This is a genomic window from Novosphingobium sp. GV079 (assembly GCF_003058045.1).
Classification (GTDB): Bacteria; Pseudomonadota; Alphaproteobacteria; order Sphingomonadales; family Sphingomonadaceae; genus Novosphingobium; species Novosphingobium capsulatum.
This window is the reverse complement of record NZ_QBUE01000007.1, coordinates 138,284-152,609: the sequence shown is the minus strand read 5'-3', so window position 1 is coordinate 152,609 and position 14,326 is coordinate 138,284. Positions and strand designations below refer to the sequence as shown.

The 14,326-nt window shown below is 60.1% G+C and carries 13 protein-coding genes; 3 read left to right on the top strand and 10 right to left on the bottom strand.

Annotated features, from left to right (window positions below):
* Window positions 1-2 precede the first annotated feature (2 nt).
* Complete coding sequence (gene kdsB / locus C8K14_RS11590; protein ID WP_107716771.1) at window positions 3-824, bottom strand: 3-deoxy-manno-octulosonate cytidylyltransferase; 822 nt, start codon at window positions 822-824, stop codon at window positions 3-5.
* 12 nt (window positions 825-836) lie between these two features.
* Window positions 837-1,823, bottom strand: coding sequence for an SIS domain-containing protein (locus C8K14_RS11585; protein WP_107716770.1), 987 nt, complete (start codon window positions 1,821-1,823; stop codon window positions 837-839).
* Window positions 1,824-2,019: 196 nt separating this feature from the next.
* Here C8K14_RS11585 and kdsA point away from each other — a divergent pair, with 196 nt between their 5' ends.
* Complete coding sequence (gene kdsA, locus C8K14_RS11580) at window positions 2,020-2,850, top strand: 3-deoxy-8-phosphooctulonate synthase (RefSeq protein WP_107716769.1); 831 nt, start codon at window positions 2,020-2,022, stop codon at window positions 2,848-2,850.
* Window positions 2,851-2,890: 40 nt separating this feature from the next.
* Here kdsA and C8K14_RS11575 read toward each other — a convergent pair whose 3' ends face one another.
* The 5 genes from C8K14_RS11575 to rfbC form a co-directional block, all read right to left on the bottom strand.
* Window positions 2,891-3,871: a polysaccharide biosynthesis/export family protein gene (locus C8K14_RS11575; RefSeq protein ID WP_369974052.1), complete on the bottom strand. Its 981-nt coding sequence runs from the start codon at window positions 3,869-3,871 to the stop codon at window positions 2,891-2,893.
* A gap of 219 nt (window positions 3,872-4,090) precedes the next feature.
* Window positions 4,091-4,969 (bottom strand): glucose-1-phosphate thymidylyltransferase RfbA, encoded by an 879-nt coding sequence (gene rfbA / locus C8K14_RS11570; RefSeq protein ID WP_062787369.1) that lies wholly within the window; start codon window positions 4,967-4,969, stop codon window positions 4,091-4,093.
* Complete coding sequence (gene rfbD / locus C8K14_RS11565) at window positions 4,966-5,892, bottom strand: dTDP-4-dehydrorhamnose reductase (RefSeq protein WP_062787366.1); 927 nt, start codon at window positions 5,890-5,892, stop codon at window positions 4,966-4,968. The genes rfbA and rfbD overlap by 4 nt, the downstream gene beginning before the upstream one ends.
* On the bottom strand, window positions 5,889-6,956 hold the full coding sequence (rfbB, locus tag C8K14_RS11560; RefSeq protein WP_107716767.1) for a dTDP-glucose 4,6-dehydratase: 1,068 nt from the start codon (window positions 6,954-6,956) through the stop codon (window positions 5,889-5,891). Before rfbB ends, rfbD begins: the two co-directional genes overlap by 4 nt.
* Window positions 6,957-6,995: 39 nt before the next feature.
* Entirely contained in the window at window positions 6,996-7,565 is a 570-nt protein-coding gene (gene rfbC / locus C8K14_RS11555; protein ID WP_107716812.1) for a dTDP-4-dehydrorhamnose 3,5-epimerase, read from the bottom strand.
* A gap of 331 nt (window positions 7,566-7,896) precedes the next feature.
* Between rfbC and C8K14_RS11550 the strand changes: the two genes are divergently transcribed.
* Both C8K14_RS11550 and C8K14_RS22375 read left to right on the top strand, forming a co-directional pair.
* Window positions 7,897-9,639: a glycosyltransferase family 4 protein gene (locus C8K14_RS11550; RefSeq protein WP_158271897.1), complete on the top strand. Its 1,743-nt coding sequence runs from the start codon at window positions 7,897-7,899 to the stop codon at window positions 9,637-9,639.
* Window positions 9,640-9,895: 256 nt separating this feature from the next.
* Window positions 9,896-10,315: a hypothetical protein gene (locus C8K14_RS22375; protein WP_133726799.1), complete on the top strand. Its 420-nt coding sequence runs from the start codon at window positions 9,896-9,898 to the stop codon at window positions 10,313-10,315.
* A gap of 1 nt (window position 10,316) precedes the next feature.
* On the opposite strand, the gene C8K14_RS11540 is transcribed toward C8K14_RS22375, so the two are convergent.
* The 3 genes from C8K14_RS11540 to C8K14_RS11530 are packed head-to-tail and all read right to left on the bottom strand — an operon-like array spanning window position 10,317 to window position 14,157.
* Window positions 10,317-12,260 (bottom strand): glycosyltransferase family 1 protein, encoded by a 1,944-nt coding sequence (locus C8K14_RS11540; RefSeq protein ID WP_158272930.1) that lies wholly within the window; start codon window positions 12,258-12,260, stop codon window positions 10,317-10,319.
* Window positions 12,261-12,290: 30 nt separating this feature from the next.
* Complete coding sequence (locus C8K14_RS11535) at window positions 12,291-12,650, bottom strand: hypothetical protein (RefSeq protein ID WP_062787351.1); 360 nt, start codon at window positions 12,648-12,650, stop codon at window positions 12,291-12,293.
* 1 nt (window position 12,651) lies between these two features.
* Window positions 12,652-14,157: a glycosyltransferase gene (locus tag C8K14_RS11530; protein WP_133726798.1), complete on the bottom strand. Its 1,506-nt coding sequence runs from the start codon at window positions 14,155-14,157 to the stop codon at window positions 12,652-12,654.
* Window positions 14,158-14,326: the final 169 nt, after the last annotated feature.

The following is a 14,326-nucleotide window of genomic DNA, read 5'->3' as shown; positions in this document are numbered from 1 at the left end:
GGTCACAGCGGATAGGGATCGCCCAGCCGGGCGATCGCCGCCTCGGCCAGGGCCAGATCAGCCGGCGTATCGATACCCGACATGGCATGCAGCGGCGGATCGACCGCGATCGTCGCGATCGTCCGCCCGGCTTCGAGAAAGCGCAACTGTTCCAGGCCTTCCAGGCGCTCAGTCGGGCTTTGCGGCGCCTGGGCAAACCATTCCAGCGCCGCCAAGCGATAACCATAGAGCCCGAGATGCTGCCACACCGGCGACAGCGGCTCGCTGGCGCGCAGCTTGGCCTCATCGCGCATGGCCGGCAGGATCGTCTTGGAAAACCACAAGGCGCGGCCCTGCGCGTCGCGGATGCAGGTCGTGCCGCTGAACGGCGCGGTCTGCTTATGCGCGCGCAAGCGGTCCAGCCGCTGCCAATCGAGCCGATAGACCGGCGTCGCCACGTCTGCTTCGCCGCCGCGCAATGTGGCGATCAGCCCGGCCACCACCGCTGGCGGCACGAACGGCGCATCGCCCTGCAGGTTGATCACCAGGTCAGGCCGATCCGGCCAGGCGGCGGCGGCGGCATAGGCGCGCGAGGAACCCGAATCGAGCGCGCTGTCGGTCATCGTCACGGCCGCACCGATCGCCTGGGCATGCGCCGCGATGCGCGCGTCATCGGTGGCAACCACCACCGCGCAATTCCCGGCGAGTTCGGCGGCAGCCCTGGCCACGGCGTGTACGCGTTCGAGCAGCGTGCGGCCGGCAATGGTCAGCAAGGGCTTGCCCGGCAGGCGCGTCGAACCGTGGCGCGCGGGAACGACAATCAGCGCAGAGGAAGACGAAGACATGCCTGCCGCTTATCAGGCGGCGCCGGCCCTGACGATATCGTGCATGTGGACAATGCCCACCAAGATCTCGCCTTCGACGACAAACAGCACCGACACGGCATTCTCGTTGAGCAGGCGCAGCGCGTCCGATGCCAGAGTATCGGGCGCCACCCGCAGCGGATTGGGTGACATGTGCAGGCCGATTTGGTCGCTGAGGTCATAGGCCGCGATGCAGCGGCGCAGGTCGCCATCGGTAAACGCGCCGATCAGCCGGCCGGTGCCATCGACCACCGCGGTGCAGCCATAGCGCTTGCGGCTCATCTCCAGCGTGGCGTTGCTCAGCGATTCGTCGCTGGTCACGCGCGGCACCGCCTCGCCCGTGCCCATGATGTCGCCCACCACGCACAGTTGCGCACCCAGCTTGCCGCCGGGGTGGAACACGCGGAAATCGGTAGGCGTGAAGCCGCGCGCCTCGATCAGCGCGACAGCCAGCGCATCGCCCAGCACGAGTTGCGTGGTGGTGGACGATGTCGGCGCCAGTTCGTTGGGGCATGCCTCGCGCACCGGGGGCATCGACAGGCAGATATCGGCGGCCCGGCCCGCAGTGCTGTCGGGGAAAGAGGTCGCCACGATCAGCGTGACGCCATACTGGTTGCAGTAGTGAAAAATGTCGTTGAGCTCGCTGGTCTCGCCCGACCAGGTGATGGCCAGCACGATGTCCTCGGGCGTGATCATGCCCAGGTCACCATGGCTTGCCTCGCCCGGGTGGAGATAGACGGCTGACGTGCCGGTAGAGCGCATGGTCGCGGCGATCTTGCGCGCGATATGCCCGCTCTTGCCCATGCCGGTCACGACAACGCGGCCACGCGTGGTGGCCAGGGCCGTGATCGCCTGCTCCACCGCCTCGCGCAGCTGCGGTGCGCGCAGGGCATCGCGCAAGGTCTCCAGCGCGTCCAGTTCGATGTCGATCGTCTTCAACGCAGATGCGGCATAGCGCACGTCGATCAGCTTGTTGGGCATATCGTTCAATGCAGGTCTCGCGTGCACGCTATGGCGGTGTGCGCAGGGGGAATTGGCTGCCATATCATCACCCACCTGTTGCCAGAATTTTCAATACCCGCCAAGGGTTGTGAAATCACTATTGTGTTCGGGCCGTGTAAACTGCATCCGATCCGGCAGTGAATTACACAATTTTTCGGCAGGCGAGCTCTCCCATATGCACCTTTGTGGCCATACGATTCGACCGCAGTCTTCCCTATTCGCATTTGCGGGACCCTGCGTCATCGAAAGCGAGGAAATGACGCTTTCCATCGCCGAAACGCTTGCCGGGGTGGCGGACAGGCTGGGGCTGCTGCTCATTTTCAAAGCCTCGTTCGATAAGGCAAACCGCAGTTCCGACAAATCGTTCCGGGGCCTCGGCATCGACGAAGGATTGCGCATCCTCGAAAAGGTCCGCGCGCAGACCGGCCTTCCCGTGATCACCGACGTGCACGAGGCGGCGCAGGTAGCGGCGGTCGCCAGCGTGGTCGACGTCTTGCAGACGCCCGCTTTCCTCGCGCGGCAGACCGATTTCATCGCCGCGGTCGCGGCCAGCGGCAAGCCGGTCAACATCAAGAAGGCCCAGTTCATGGCGCCGGCCGACATGCAGCAGGTGGTCAACAAGGCCCGCAATGCCGCCAGCGCCGCAGGGCACGATCCCGATGCTTTCCTGCTGTGCGAACGCGGCACCTCGTTCGGTTACAACACCCTGGTGTCCGACATGCGCGGCCTGGCGATCATGGCCGATACCGGCTGCCCGGTGGTGTTCGACGCCACCCACTCGGTCCAGCAGCCCGGCGGCCTGGGCGAGCGCTCGGGCGGCCAGCGCGAATTCGTCCCCCTGCTCGCCCGCGCCGCCGTGGCCGCCGGCGTCGCGGGCGTGTTCATGGAAACCCACCCGGACCCGGACAAGGCCCTGTCAGACGGCCCCAACGCCCTCCCCCTCGCCGATTTCGAGGAACTGTGGAAGCGGCTGCTGGCGATCGACGCGGTGGTGAAGGCAGCCTGATCCGCGCAGGCCCCGGCACCGACCGGGGCCTGCCGGGAGATCAGTTCTTCACAACCGAAACAGCACTGGTCACCGCAACCACCGGCGAGAACAGCTGGCTGATCAACTGCACCACCTTGCTCGGCTGGTTGGCCCGGGCATTGCCGAAGTACAGAACATCCTTGTCCCGCATGGCAAAATTCTGGGCCAGGAAGAAGCTGCCGGGGTTCATCATGTTGATGTGATAAACCACGGGCTTGCGCTGTCCGACATGATCGGTATCGTCCACATAGCGGAACACGAAGATCGCCGCAGGGTCACCCAGATTGGGGTTCGGCCCCCCTGCCGCAGACACGGCCTGCGCCAGCGTCATCGACGATGTCACGAACGGGATCTGGTCCATGCGCCCTGCTGCCCCCAGGACGGAGAATGACATGGGGTCATAGACCAGGGTGTAACGGTCTCCAGGATAGGCACGCACGTCGAGCGCGGGATTTTCCAGCAATGCGCTCAGCCGATAGTCTGCGGTTTCATCGCGCCGCTTGATCCGCACCACCAGATCGCTCGCCTTGCCGCGATACCCCCCTGCCAGGGCAACCACATCAGACAGCGATTCCTGGTTGGTGTTGAGCACCAGCCGACCCGGCTTGACCACTTCACCGCCGACGATCACCGAGTTGGTGATCACTTCCCGCCGCGTCACCAATACTTGCGGATTCTGCGAGTAACCCCGCAGCGCCTGGCGGATCTGGGCCTGGATTTCTGCCGGGGTCTTGCCCAGCACCCGCAACTTTCCGGCGTAGGGAATCGTGATATCGCCGTAATCGTCCACGCGCAGTTCGGGCAGGGTTTGCGCGCGCGCGCCCGCATCCATGGCAGCGCCGGCCCCACCAATCGCGGGGGTCCCAGAAAAGAGCGTAACGCCGGCCTCGTAGATCGCCACGCTCAATACGTCGCCAGGGCCGACCATGTCGGTTGGGGGCGAGGGACGATCGCTCAAACGCGAAACGGCAGCGGCAGGCGGCGACGGAATGGCAGCCATGCTGTCGACTTCCACCAGAGAAAGGCCAAGCTGAGTGTCCCGCGCCACCCCTTTGCTGACCTCGTTTCCGGTCGGACCGCTAGAGGGCAGCGTAGCACAACCACACAGCAAAAGGGCCGTGCTCAACGAGAGTGACGTGTGAAGCTTCATGAATGGATTCCGTAAGATATATCGCGCTTATCGGTGCAGCCGATGAAACATAACAACCCGCCCTCTTGGTCATCGCCTCTCAGCGTCAGCCAGCACAGCGCGCAAGTAGCGCCCATAATCTGATTTGCCCAGCTTATCGATCGCCTTTTCCAAACCGCCAGCATCGATAAAGCCGCTCCGAAACGCGATTTCCTCGGGACTGGCGATTTTGAAGCCCTGGCGCTTTTCCAAGATCCGCACATATTCGGCAGCGTCGAGCAGGCTATCGGGCGTCCCCGTGTCGAGCCAGGCGTAGCCACGCCCCATGATTTCGACCGAAAGAGCACCACGCTCCAGATATATCCGGTTCACATCGGTGATTTCGAGCTCCCCGCGCGGCGATGGCTTCAGGTCGGCCGCAATGTCGACCACCTGGGAATCATAGAAATACAGGCCCGTCACCGCAAAATTCGAACGGGGGCGCGCTGGCTTTTCCTCGATCGACGTGGCCTTCATCCCGGCATCGAACGAAACCACGCCATACCGTTCGGGGTCATTGACGTGATAGGCAAATACGGTCGCCCCACTGGGGCGCGCTGCGGCCGATGCGAGCAGTTCGGGCAGGCCATGACCATAGAAAATGTTATCGCCCAAAACCAACGCAGAAGATTGCCCATGCACGAAGTCAGCGCCGATCACATAGGCCTGGGCCAGTCCATCGGGACTGGGCTGTTCGGCATACTCAAGTTGCATGCCCCAGTCCGATCCGTCCCCCAGCAAGGCCCGGAAGGCTGGCAGGTCTCGCGGCGTAGAGATGATCAGGACATCCCGGATACCGGCCAGCATCAGCGTGCTCAGCGGGTAGTAGATCATGGGCTTGTCATACACCGGCATCAGTTGCTTGGATGTCGCCAGTGTCATGGGGTAGAGCCGGCTTCCACTGCCTCCGGCCAGAATGATGCCCTTCACTGGCACCGCTCCCCTGTCCGAAGCCGCGCCGCGCCCATCCCATCGGCAGGCAGACGATCCATCACAGCCGTCAAAGCATCCTCCCACGCGGGCAGCGCTATCCCATGAACTCTGGCGATCAACCCGCTATCCAGCCGAGAGTTGGCCGGGCGCGCTGCCGGTGTGGGATACGCAGCGCTGGCAATGGGCCTGACGCGCGCCGTCGGCCAGCCACGTGCAGATGCCTCAGCCAGAATGCGCGTGGCGAATTCGGCCCAGTTCGCATGTCCCTGCGCGGTCATGTGGAAGACCCCCCGCAGGGCCGAATCACGGCGCGCCACGATATTGGCGGCTACGGTCAAAATGCCATCGGCGATATCCAGCGCACTGGTGGGATTACCAAACTGATCGTCCACCACCGCGATTTCCTCGCGCGTCGTCGCCAGCCCAAGCATGGTCCTGAGAAAGTTCTTGCCGAACGGGCTGTAGACCCAGGCAACCCGCAGCACGACCGCCTGCCCCGGATGCGCCGCCAGTACGGCTCTTTCACCCAGCAGCTTGGACATCCCGTATACTGTGGTTGGACCGATCATGTCGGTTTCGACGTAAGGCAACTTGCCCCTGCCATCAAAGACATAATCGGTTGAAAGATGAATGATCGGCACGCCTAACCGCGCCGCCGCGGTCGCCACCGCTTCCGCACCGAGGACGTTTACGGCAGTCGCCAAACCCGGCTCGTGCTCGGCCTTGTCCACCGCGGTATAGGCTGCTGCAGAAACGACCAGATCGGGTGCAGCCGCTTCAAGCGCACGAACGATCGAATCGGGATCGGCAAGATCCATCTCGGGGCGCCCAACGGCGACGATCGTGTGCCCGGCTGCCGGTCCGCGCTCCATCAAACTGGAAACGACTTGGCCTGTTCGGCCAGTAACCGCGATTCTCATGACGCCGCCTTGGACGATGGCAGTTCCAAACCCAGGCGCACGCCATCATACCGATCGCGCAAAGGTCGCCACCACCATTCATTGTCGAGATACCACCGGACGGTCTTTTCAATGCCGGTTTCGAACGTTTCCTGCGCCCGCCACCCAAGTTCGGTTTCCAGCTTTGCAGCGTCGATCGCATAGCGCGCGTCGTGCCCAGGACGATCGGTCACAAAGGTAATCAGATTCTGATGCGGTGCCTGCCCGGGCAACATCGTGTCGAGAATGGAACAGACGCGCTGCACGACATCGATGTTACGCCGCTCGTTGCGCCCGCCGACATTGTAGGTTTCCCCAATCCGTCCGCGCGCCGCAATCAGGTCGAGTGCGCAAACATGATCGTCGACAAAAAGCCAGTCACGAATATTCTTGCCTTCACCGTACACCGGCAGCGCCTGTCGATGGAGTGCATTGAGGATAGTTAGCGGAATAAGCTTTTCGGGAAAATGATAAGGGCCGTAATTGTTGGAACAGTTCGACACGATCACCGGCAGGCCGTAGGTACGCTGCCAAGCCTTGGCAAGATGATCAGCCGCCGCCTTGGAAGCCGAATAGGGCGATGAGGGATCGTAACGGGTTGTTTCGGTAAACAGTCCTTCGTCACCCAAAGACCCATAAACCTCGTCGGTGGACACGTGAAGGAATCGGAAGCGGGCACGCGCCGGCGCATCCAGGTCGTTCCAGTATGCGCGGGCAGCTTCCAGCAATGCAAATGTCCCGACAACATTCGTCTGGATGAAATCGGCCGCCCCCGTAATCGAGCGATCTACGTGGCTTTCGGCGGCCAGGTGCATGATCCGATCGGGACAGAACGAGCGGATGGCATCGGCCATCACGGCGCCATCACGAATATCCGCTTTAAGAAAGCGATGATTCTCCTTGCCTTCGACGGCGCGCAGAGAGGCGCGACAGCCGGCATAGGTCAGCGCATCCACCGTAAGGACATCGTAGCGCTTGTTCAGCACCAGATAGCGCACCAGCGCCGAGCCAATAAAACCGGCACCGCCGGTAACCATCACACGCATGGAACTGCAGGACGCTCCTTAACGCACGTATATGCCCGCTCAAGCAACGCGTTCGGTGCCGAAGTAGGCTGGCAGGTCTGCCAACACGGGATGCGTGCGATCCTTGGCAGAAAGCGTGGTCCGATCCGCAACATCGGGCCACAAAATTCCGATCGCGGGGTCATCCCAGGCCAAGCCCTGGTCGCATGCCGCGTTATAATAACCAGTCACTTTGTAAGCTATTACCGAGTTGGGTTCCAGCGAACAGAAACCGTGTGCAAATCCGGGGGGGACCCACATCTGCATGCCGTTCGCCGGAGTCAGGGTTTCGCCAACCCATTGCCCGTAGGTGGAAGAGCCCACGCGAATATCAACCGCGACATCGAATATTGCACCGGCAGTGCAGCGCACCAGCTTGCCTTGCACATGCGGAGGCGTCTGGAAATGCAGGCCGCGGATCGTTCCCACGGTCTCGCTCAGCGATTCATTGTCCTGCACGAAATCGAATTGGCCGCAGTGGGCAGCAAAAACGTCCGCGCGAAACGTCTCGCAAAAATACCCGCGGGCGTCGGCAAAACGACGCGGTTGGAACAGTTTGGGGCCGGCGATCCCGAAGCTTTTCGTGTGCATAAAACTCATCCGCGCAATCGGCAACCAGGCGACCAGGCACATGGCTCGTGCCCTATAGCTTACTGAAATGAAAAGCATGTCAGGCACCAACCGGGTGGCAGGCGCGCACCGTCTTACTGGCCTTTGCCCGGGAAGCAAGCGACCCGCCAACCGATGCGTGGTGCGCAGCCACCCAAGACCACCGACACGATCCATGCGCGGTCCACCGTCATGCCGCCGCGCTGCTTTGACTCGTAGGTGGCAACTGATATGCCCCGGCCAGCGCCCACTGCGGCAACCAACTCTAAAACTGGCGCGCTGCATCCAGAACGGCGGCAAAGGCGGGGCATACTTGCGTAAACTACTTTCTCGCGTCGGACGGATCGGCAGGAGAAAACGCCCCGCGCGCTTGCGTTTGCCGGCCATCGCGCGGCAGACCTGGGCCGAGCGCCCGGACCTGCAAGCCGCCTTCGATCTGTCACGGAAATCCGGCCGGCACGCCCTGTTGATGTGGTTCCTGTTTCACGGCTTTCGCGAAACGGGATTTGTCGTCGACGAGGCAACGCGAGACGCTCTAACGCCTTGGCACCGCCCTCACCCGCGCGTGCCGCAACACGGGCCTGTGCCCATAACCTGGCTGATGCGGGAAGCTGCGCTGCGCGAAGGTTTCGCACCGGCCGACATGGTAACGCCGAACGGGCAAGAGCGTGTAGCGCGCTGGTACTTCCTGGACGGGATCGAGAAATTCGACTGGTCGGCCCTGCTCACCGACGCCCAGGCACAGGCGTTGATGCGGCAAGACAGCGAAACCGGAATTCCGTTGATCATGCGCTGGGCCTGGGATGCGCTGCCGTCGTTACATGAGCAGTTTGGCAGCCCGCGTAACCCCGGGTTCGCTGCGTGGCTGCAACAGCGTGGTGCAATTCGATGGAGCCTGCTCGCTGATCCCCGCATAGGCTTGGCACAGGGCGGGCGCCCCCACCCCGATCCAGCGCGTCCCTTCGGCGTCAATCTGGTCGGCTATCCCCGCGGTCGTTTCGGCATCGGTGAAGACGTGCGCATGGCTGCGCGCGCGCTCGCCGCGGCAGACGTCCCCTTCACAATCTACGACATTTCGAACGGTGTGCAGATTCGCAACGAGGACGACAGCCTGGAAGGCGTCATCTCCAATACCCTCCCTTTCCGTCACACCATATTCTGCACGACAGGGATCGATACGATCCAGGCCGTCAACGCCATTGGAAAGCGTGCATTCGAAGGGCAGCATCTCATCGGCTTCTGGCCATGGGAGTTGCCAGAGTTTCCTGATGCGTGGCGACAAGCCTATGCATTTGTCGACGAGGTGTGGGCATCGACACTTTACACCCGCGACGCCTATCTACGATCCTCGCCGATCCCGGTGCAGCACATGCCCATGGCCGTCAGTGTCGATGAGACCGCCGGACTTCGCCGGCAGGACTTCGGCCTGCCCGACGATCGGTTCCTGTTCGTGTTCGCCTATGACGCACTGTCCCACAGCGCGCGCAAAAACCCGGAGGCATGCCTCGCCGCATTCGACCGCGCATTTGCCCGCGACGATCGCAGCGTGGGCCTGGTGATCAAGGGGATTCGGGCACAAGACTCACCAGCATGGGCCGCGCTCGAAAGGCGGGCCGCTGACGATCATCGGCTGTTTCTCATCGATCAATCGCTGGAACGCGGCGCCCTGCTCGATCTCTACCGCGCCTGCGATTGCTTCATGTCGCTCCACCGCGCCGAAGGTTTTGGACGCAACATCGCCGAAGCGATGGCGCTCGGCCTTCCGGTGATCGTCACAGCCCACTCGGGCAACCTGGACTTCACCCAATCCGACACAGCCGCCCTGGTGCCAGTAAAGCTCTGCGCTGTGGCTGCGGGAGAATATCCGTTCGGCGCGGGCCAGCAGTGGGCCGAGCCTGATGTCGTAGCGGCCGCCAAGATGATGCAGCGGGTGGCTAACGACCACACCTGGCGGGACGGTTTGGCTAACCGAGGCAGGCAGCACATCGAGGCCGTCTATTCACCCGCAGCCGTGGGAAACCGGTGGCTGGAAGTCTTGCGGGGTGGGCCGATGTGATCGGCCTGCCCTCCTATCTGAGGGCCACGCCCCACAGTTAGCGTGTAAGTGCGGAATAAATGTTCATTGGGAAGCAGGTCCGGGGTTCGGACAAGCGGGTGCCTCCCACGATACGTCCGTCACGCTGCTGACCTCGACGTGCACAGACCGCCTTGCCTTACCGCGCGACAGTTGCACGACGCTGCACAAAAGCACATACATCTGTTACGGGCCCCGCCAAGGGGAGCGTTAAAATCTCAAGGGATTATTGGTTAGAATGTCGAGCGGAACCCCGGTTTTTGATGCATCCGCTTCGACGAGGAGCGGGAATCATGTGGCTGCTGGCGATGATCACGCCGCTGCCACTATCCGCGCACTTGAGCGGCGCATCGCGCAGGCGAGCTTAGAGATTGCTACCTTGTCCGAAATGTTGCGGCTGGCTGAGGCTGATGCTGCTGAGAAGGCAGAATTGAACAACTGGCTGCGGCGGCTCGCTCTACTGCTGCTAAAGCCGCGCGCACAGCGAACGTCCCTGCGATCCTTGCTCGGGAAAGGCCGAGCAGAAGAACTGGCAGATACTGCCGACCTGTTTGATAGCGCCGCCTATCTGCGCCGTTATGCTGATGTTGCCGCCGCAAAATTCGATCCGCTGATCCATTATCTACGTCATGGAATGGATGAGGGCCGCAAGCGCTAAACTAATCGACGGACCCATTGGGTCTGCGACCAAGGCGACGGCCCAACCATTCGAAGTGCGCCTCTGCAGACATGCCGAGCAATTGCACGTCTGGGTATGTTTCCAGATACCACACCGGATCCACCCATTCACGGGATATGGGCGTAACGCGTGCCTTGCGGCGAGGAAGCCGCGCCGGCGATGCCATGCGGTGTCGATCAAGGGCTAGTGTCTCGACGATCGCCATGCGGCCCTCGATGTCATCACTGCGGGCAAATGCGATAGCTAGAAGAGCAAAATAGCCCGCCGGCCCGCAATCGCCATCACAATCAAAGCGAAGCGCAAGTGTGCCGTTGCGACCTATCGTACCGTTGCATCGACGCCAAACCGCGCGGTTGGGCAGATCACCCAGATCAACCATGTCACCGCCAGCATCCTCACCGAAACGCACGCCCAGCCTCATTGGCTTTCCCGCGGCGCTCTTTACCAAAATCTGAACAGTGACTGGATCACCTGGCGCAAGATCGGTGGCAAGCACAAGCGTGGCATTTGCCCCTTCAGCCCAGCAGCCCCAATCGTCATTGCCCCCCCAACCGTGGAGACGGCTGGCCGCGAGATATCCCAGGGACTCTCCGCGTGCATCTCGCCGGGCGACCTCCCAACGGCCCATGCCGTGAATTTCACCCGACGCGAAACGAGCGTTACAGACTTCTGCCCGCGGTGCCGGAACAGACAGTGCTGCAGCAACGAAGTCATCGGTGAATTCGGCCCAGGTACGAACGCGGAAGTGCGCGACGACTTGAGCGCGCCAGTGCGCCAACTCGTCTGGATCCATCAGCAGTCGGCGAACCAGAGCCACTCCACCCGAGATATCGTGAGGATCGAGATAGCGTGCCAGATCGCCGCCAACCTCGGGCATCGACGATCGATCAGATGCAATGCAAGGAACACCGTAAGCCAGGCTTTCTGCAACCGGCAAACCGAACCCTTCGACGAAACTCATGTACATCGTGAAGGCGGCATGGCGGTAAAGCGTGGCAAGATCCTCGTCGCCAACATCGCTTAGAATATGCAGCTTGCCGCCGAGGTTCTCGTGCCGCGCCAGATCCGAAATGAAGGGATCAATATCCCAGCCAATTTTCCCTACAAATACAAGATCAGGAACCGCCGTATCGCCTGACGCAATTAGCTCCTCCCAAACCTTTACCATGTAACTATGGTTTTTCCGGATTTCGATGGTTGAAACCGAAAGCACATAAGGCGTGGCAAGCAAACGTGCGATCCGCGGATCGGAGGTAGTGCGATCCATTGCAGCAAATGAGCGCGCTGGCAGTTCGGTCGCCAAGGGTACAGCGCTGACCGGCAAGGTCATGGTAGTGCGCTCAGCCAGAAAACGCTTTGTGTCCTGGGCAACATAATGGGAATTCGTCAGCAATCCCGCAGAACTGGATGCGATGTCCACAAACGCGCGGCGGAACCGCTCTGTCGCGTCGACATGCACGAATTCGGGGTGGCTAATCTGGATGAGGTCATGAATGAAGGCAACCACTCGCACACCCCGCCGCCGCATGGCCATCAGGATGTCGTAATCGCTGTAAATCCAGAATGCGCCAGCAATGACAAACACATCGTCTGCAGCGGGAAACACCAATTCACGGCTCGAATAGACCGCATCAATTGCGCGATCGAGCGCGGTGCGATCTAGCCGAGCATCATCCAGCGCCGACAGCATCTTCTGCACAGCAGTGCTGTCAACCGCGTATACTAACTTCCGATCATACTCTGGTGCAACAAGCACGAAACTTGCGCCATTCCGCGCTGCCGCAGCCTCACCGTCGGCAATTAAGTTAACCACAACGCGCTGAATACCACTTACTGTGATATTCGACCGCACATAGGCCAAGAGATCGACGATATCCAAATATATCACCGGTGAGAAATCACCCGCCCCTTTGGTAAAGCGCACGCGATTAAACCCAACCGATGACATATATGCTCAAGCTCTTTCCGGCACGGTCTCGGCCAGTGCCGCAAGCACTCCCTGCAACGTGGCCTCGGTGACAACGGCGCGCATGGAAAGCGCGCGATACCCTGCCGGAGTTAGGTGATAATCCCAGTAATATGTCGCATCCTGGGACTCGTAAAAGTGTCCTCGCGCCAACTTGAGATCTATCAGCATGCCAAGCGCCATTCCAAGACGGTTGATCGCCATCGCTTGATCATCCGTTAGCAGCTTGTCAGCCGAGAACCCACATACTGCGGGGTAATCAATGGCTATAGCTCCAGGGAAAGAAGCGCGTAGCGTATCAAGGAGCGCCGGAAAACCGACTTGGTTGAGATGGGTAACGGCGCTCATCTTATACTTCCTCGTGCGCAAAAATACTGGCGAGCCGGCCTTTCAGGGATGACTGCACGAATGCTTCCTGAGCAAAAGACTTGAGCGCGCCGCCGGTATCCCGTTCTGCAGGGTCGTTCAGAAAGCGCTCAATCTGCGCCACGAGAGCGTCCGCGTCAGATGGAGGGAAGAACGCTGCCTTGCCGTCCGTCACCTCACGGAAAACCGGAATGTCGGAACAAATGATCGGCGCGCCAAACAACGCTGCTTCGATGATCGGAATCCCGAAACCTTCTGAGAAGCTGGGGAAAATGAATGCCTCGCAGGCACTCAACAAGTCAAACTTCTGCCCGTTGGAAACGTAGCCGGTAAAATGAAGATTCGGGAAAAGCTCCGGCCGCTCGTTCATATGCGCATTGCCATTGATCTGGCCCATCACAACAATATTAGCACGCCCAACGAGCATCTTAGACGCTTCGACAAGCACAGTAATATTCTTTCTTGGCTCGTCCGATAGCACTGTGCAGAAATAAGGAAGATCGCCATTCCAGGTGGGCATTGCTGATGCGGCAGGCTTATTTGCACGCCAACGCGTACGCTCAACCTCTGCAGGTTGATCGCTTGACTTCAATGCGTAACCAGCAAACTCAGCCGCTTTGTTGTCGGCAATATCGCGGATATAGTCCGCTTTCAGCTTGCGCCCGATAATTTGAGCAGCGTTTGCAACCTCTTTTCGCACCGGCGGATAGATGATCGTGCTAGAAGTAAGCTCAAGAGCAGGATAAAGCTCTTCGAAATATGAGCGGGTAGTTTCAGAAACAAAGATACCATTGCGTCCGGCTTTCGCAGTTGCAGAAAGCTTGTTCACAAACATTTCCCGCCAATCATACGCCATCCATTCGATGAGCGGAATCACATCGTGGACAACAAAAATGATTTTTTCCTGCGGAATATTGATGAAATCAACGCAATGGGGCGTATCGACAAAAACGTAGTCATACCCCGCGGCATCGACAATATTAGACCGCACACCATGAATAGCGCGCCGAAACGACTCCCCGTAAACACGCGGAGAAATCACGAACCCATCAAACAGCAACAGATGATCTGTCAGCAGATTTCCACGAAACTCGCGAAATATATCCTGATCTGCTGGGAGATATTTCTGCGCCTCAACGCGACGACCATCATCTATGGTCAGCTGAAGATTGGCAAGATCGGGGAATTCGTCGCACAGGCGCTGAAAGGCACGATTGGGATAGTGCCACTCAAAGCTGAAACGATCACCCTGGAAGTGCTTGAAGAGATCTGCCAGAACAGCTTTGGCTTGAATTGTGCTTAGGGTGTCGATAGCGCCCCGTGCCACGCGATTGTACACGCCGGCCGTCGGAGGCTCGACCAACAGGTCAACGGAAAATGACAGATCCTTGAGAATCTGCACAATACCGTAACTAAAATTGAAAATGCCGCGAGCATGAATCGGAGTGCCAAGACTGTCCGAGACAAACAATATCTTTTGATTGGTCACAGAATATGCAATCCGTTTCTAGTTACTTGTGCAGCGCCAAAGGCGAAATTCAGGTGTCGTCAACATTATCGTCAAGTTTGACAATTTCGAATGTCCAAAACAGCCATCTCGCTTCAACATCGCGCAATCGCCCGGAGGTCTAGATGGAATGCCTCGCATCCGTCAAGGT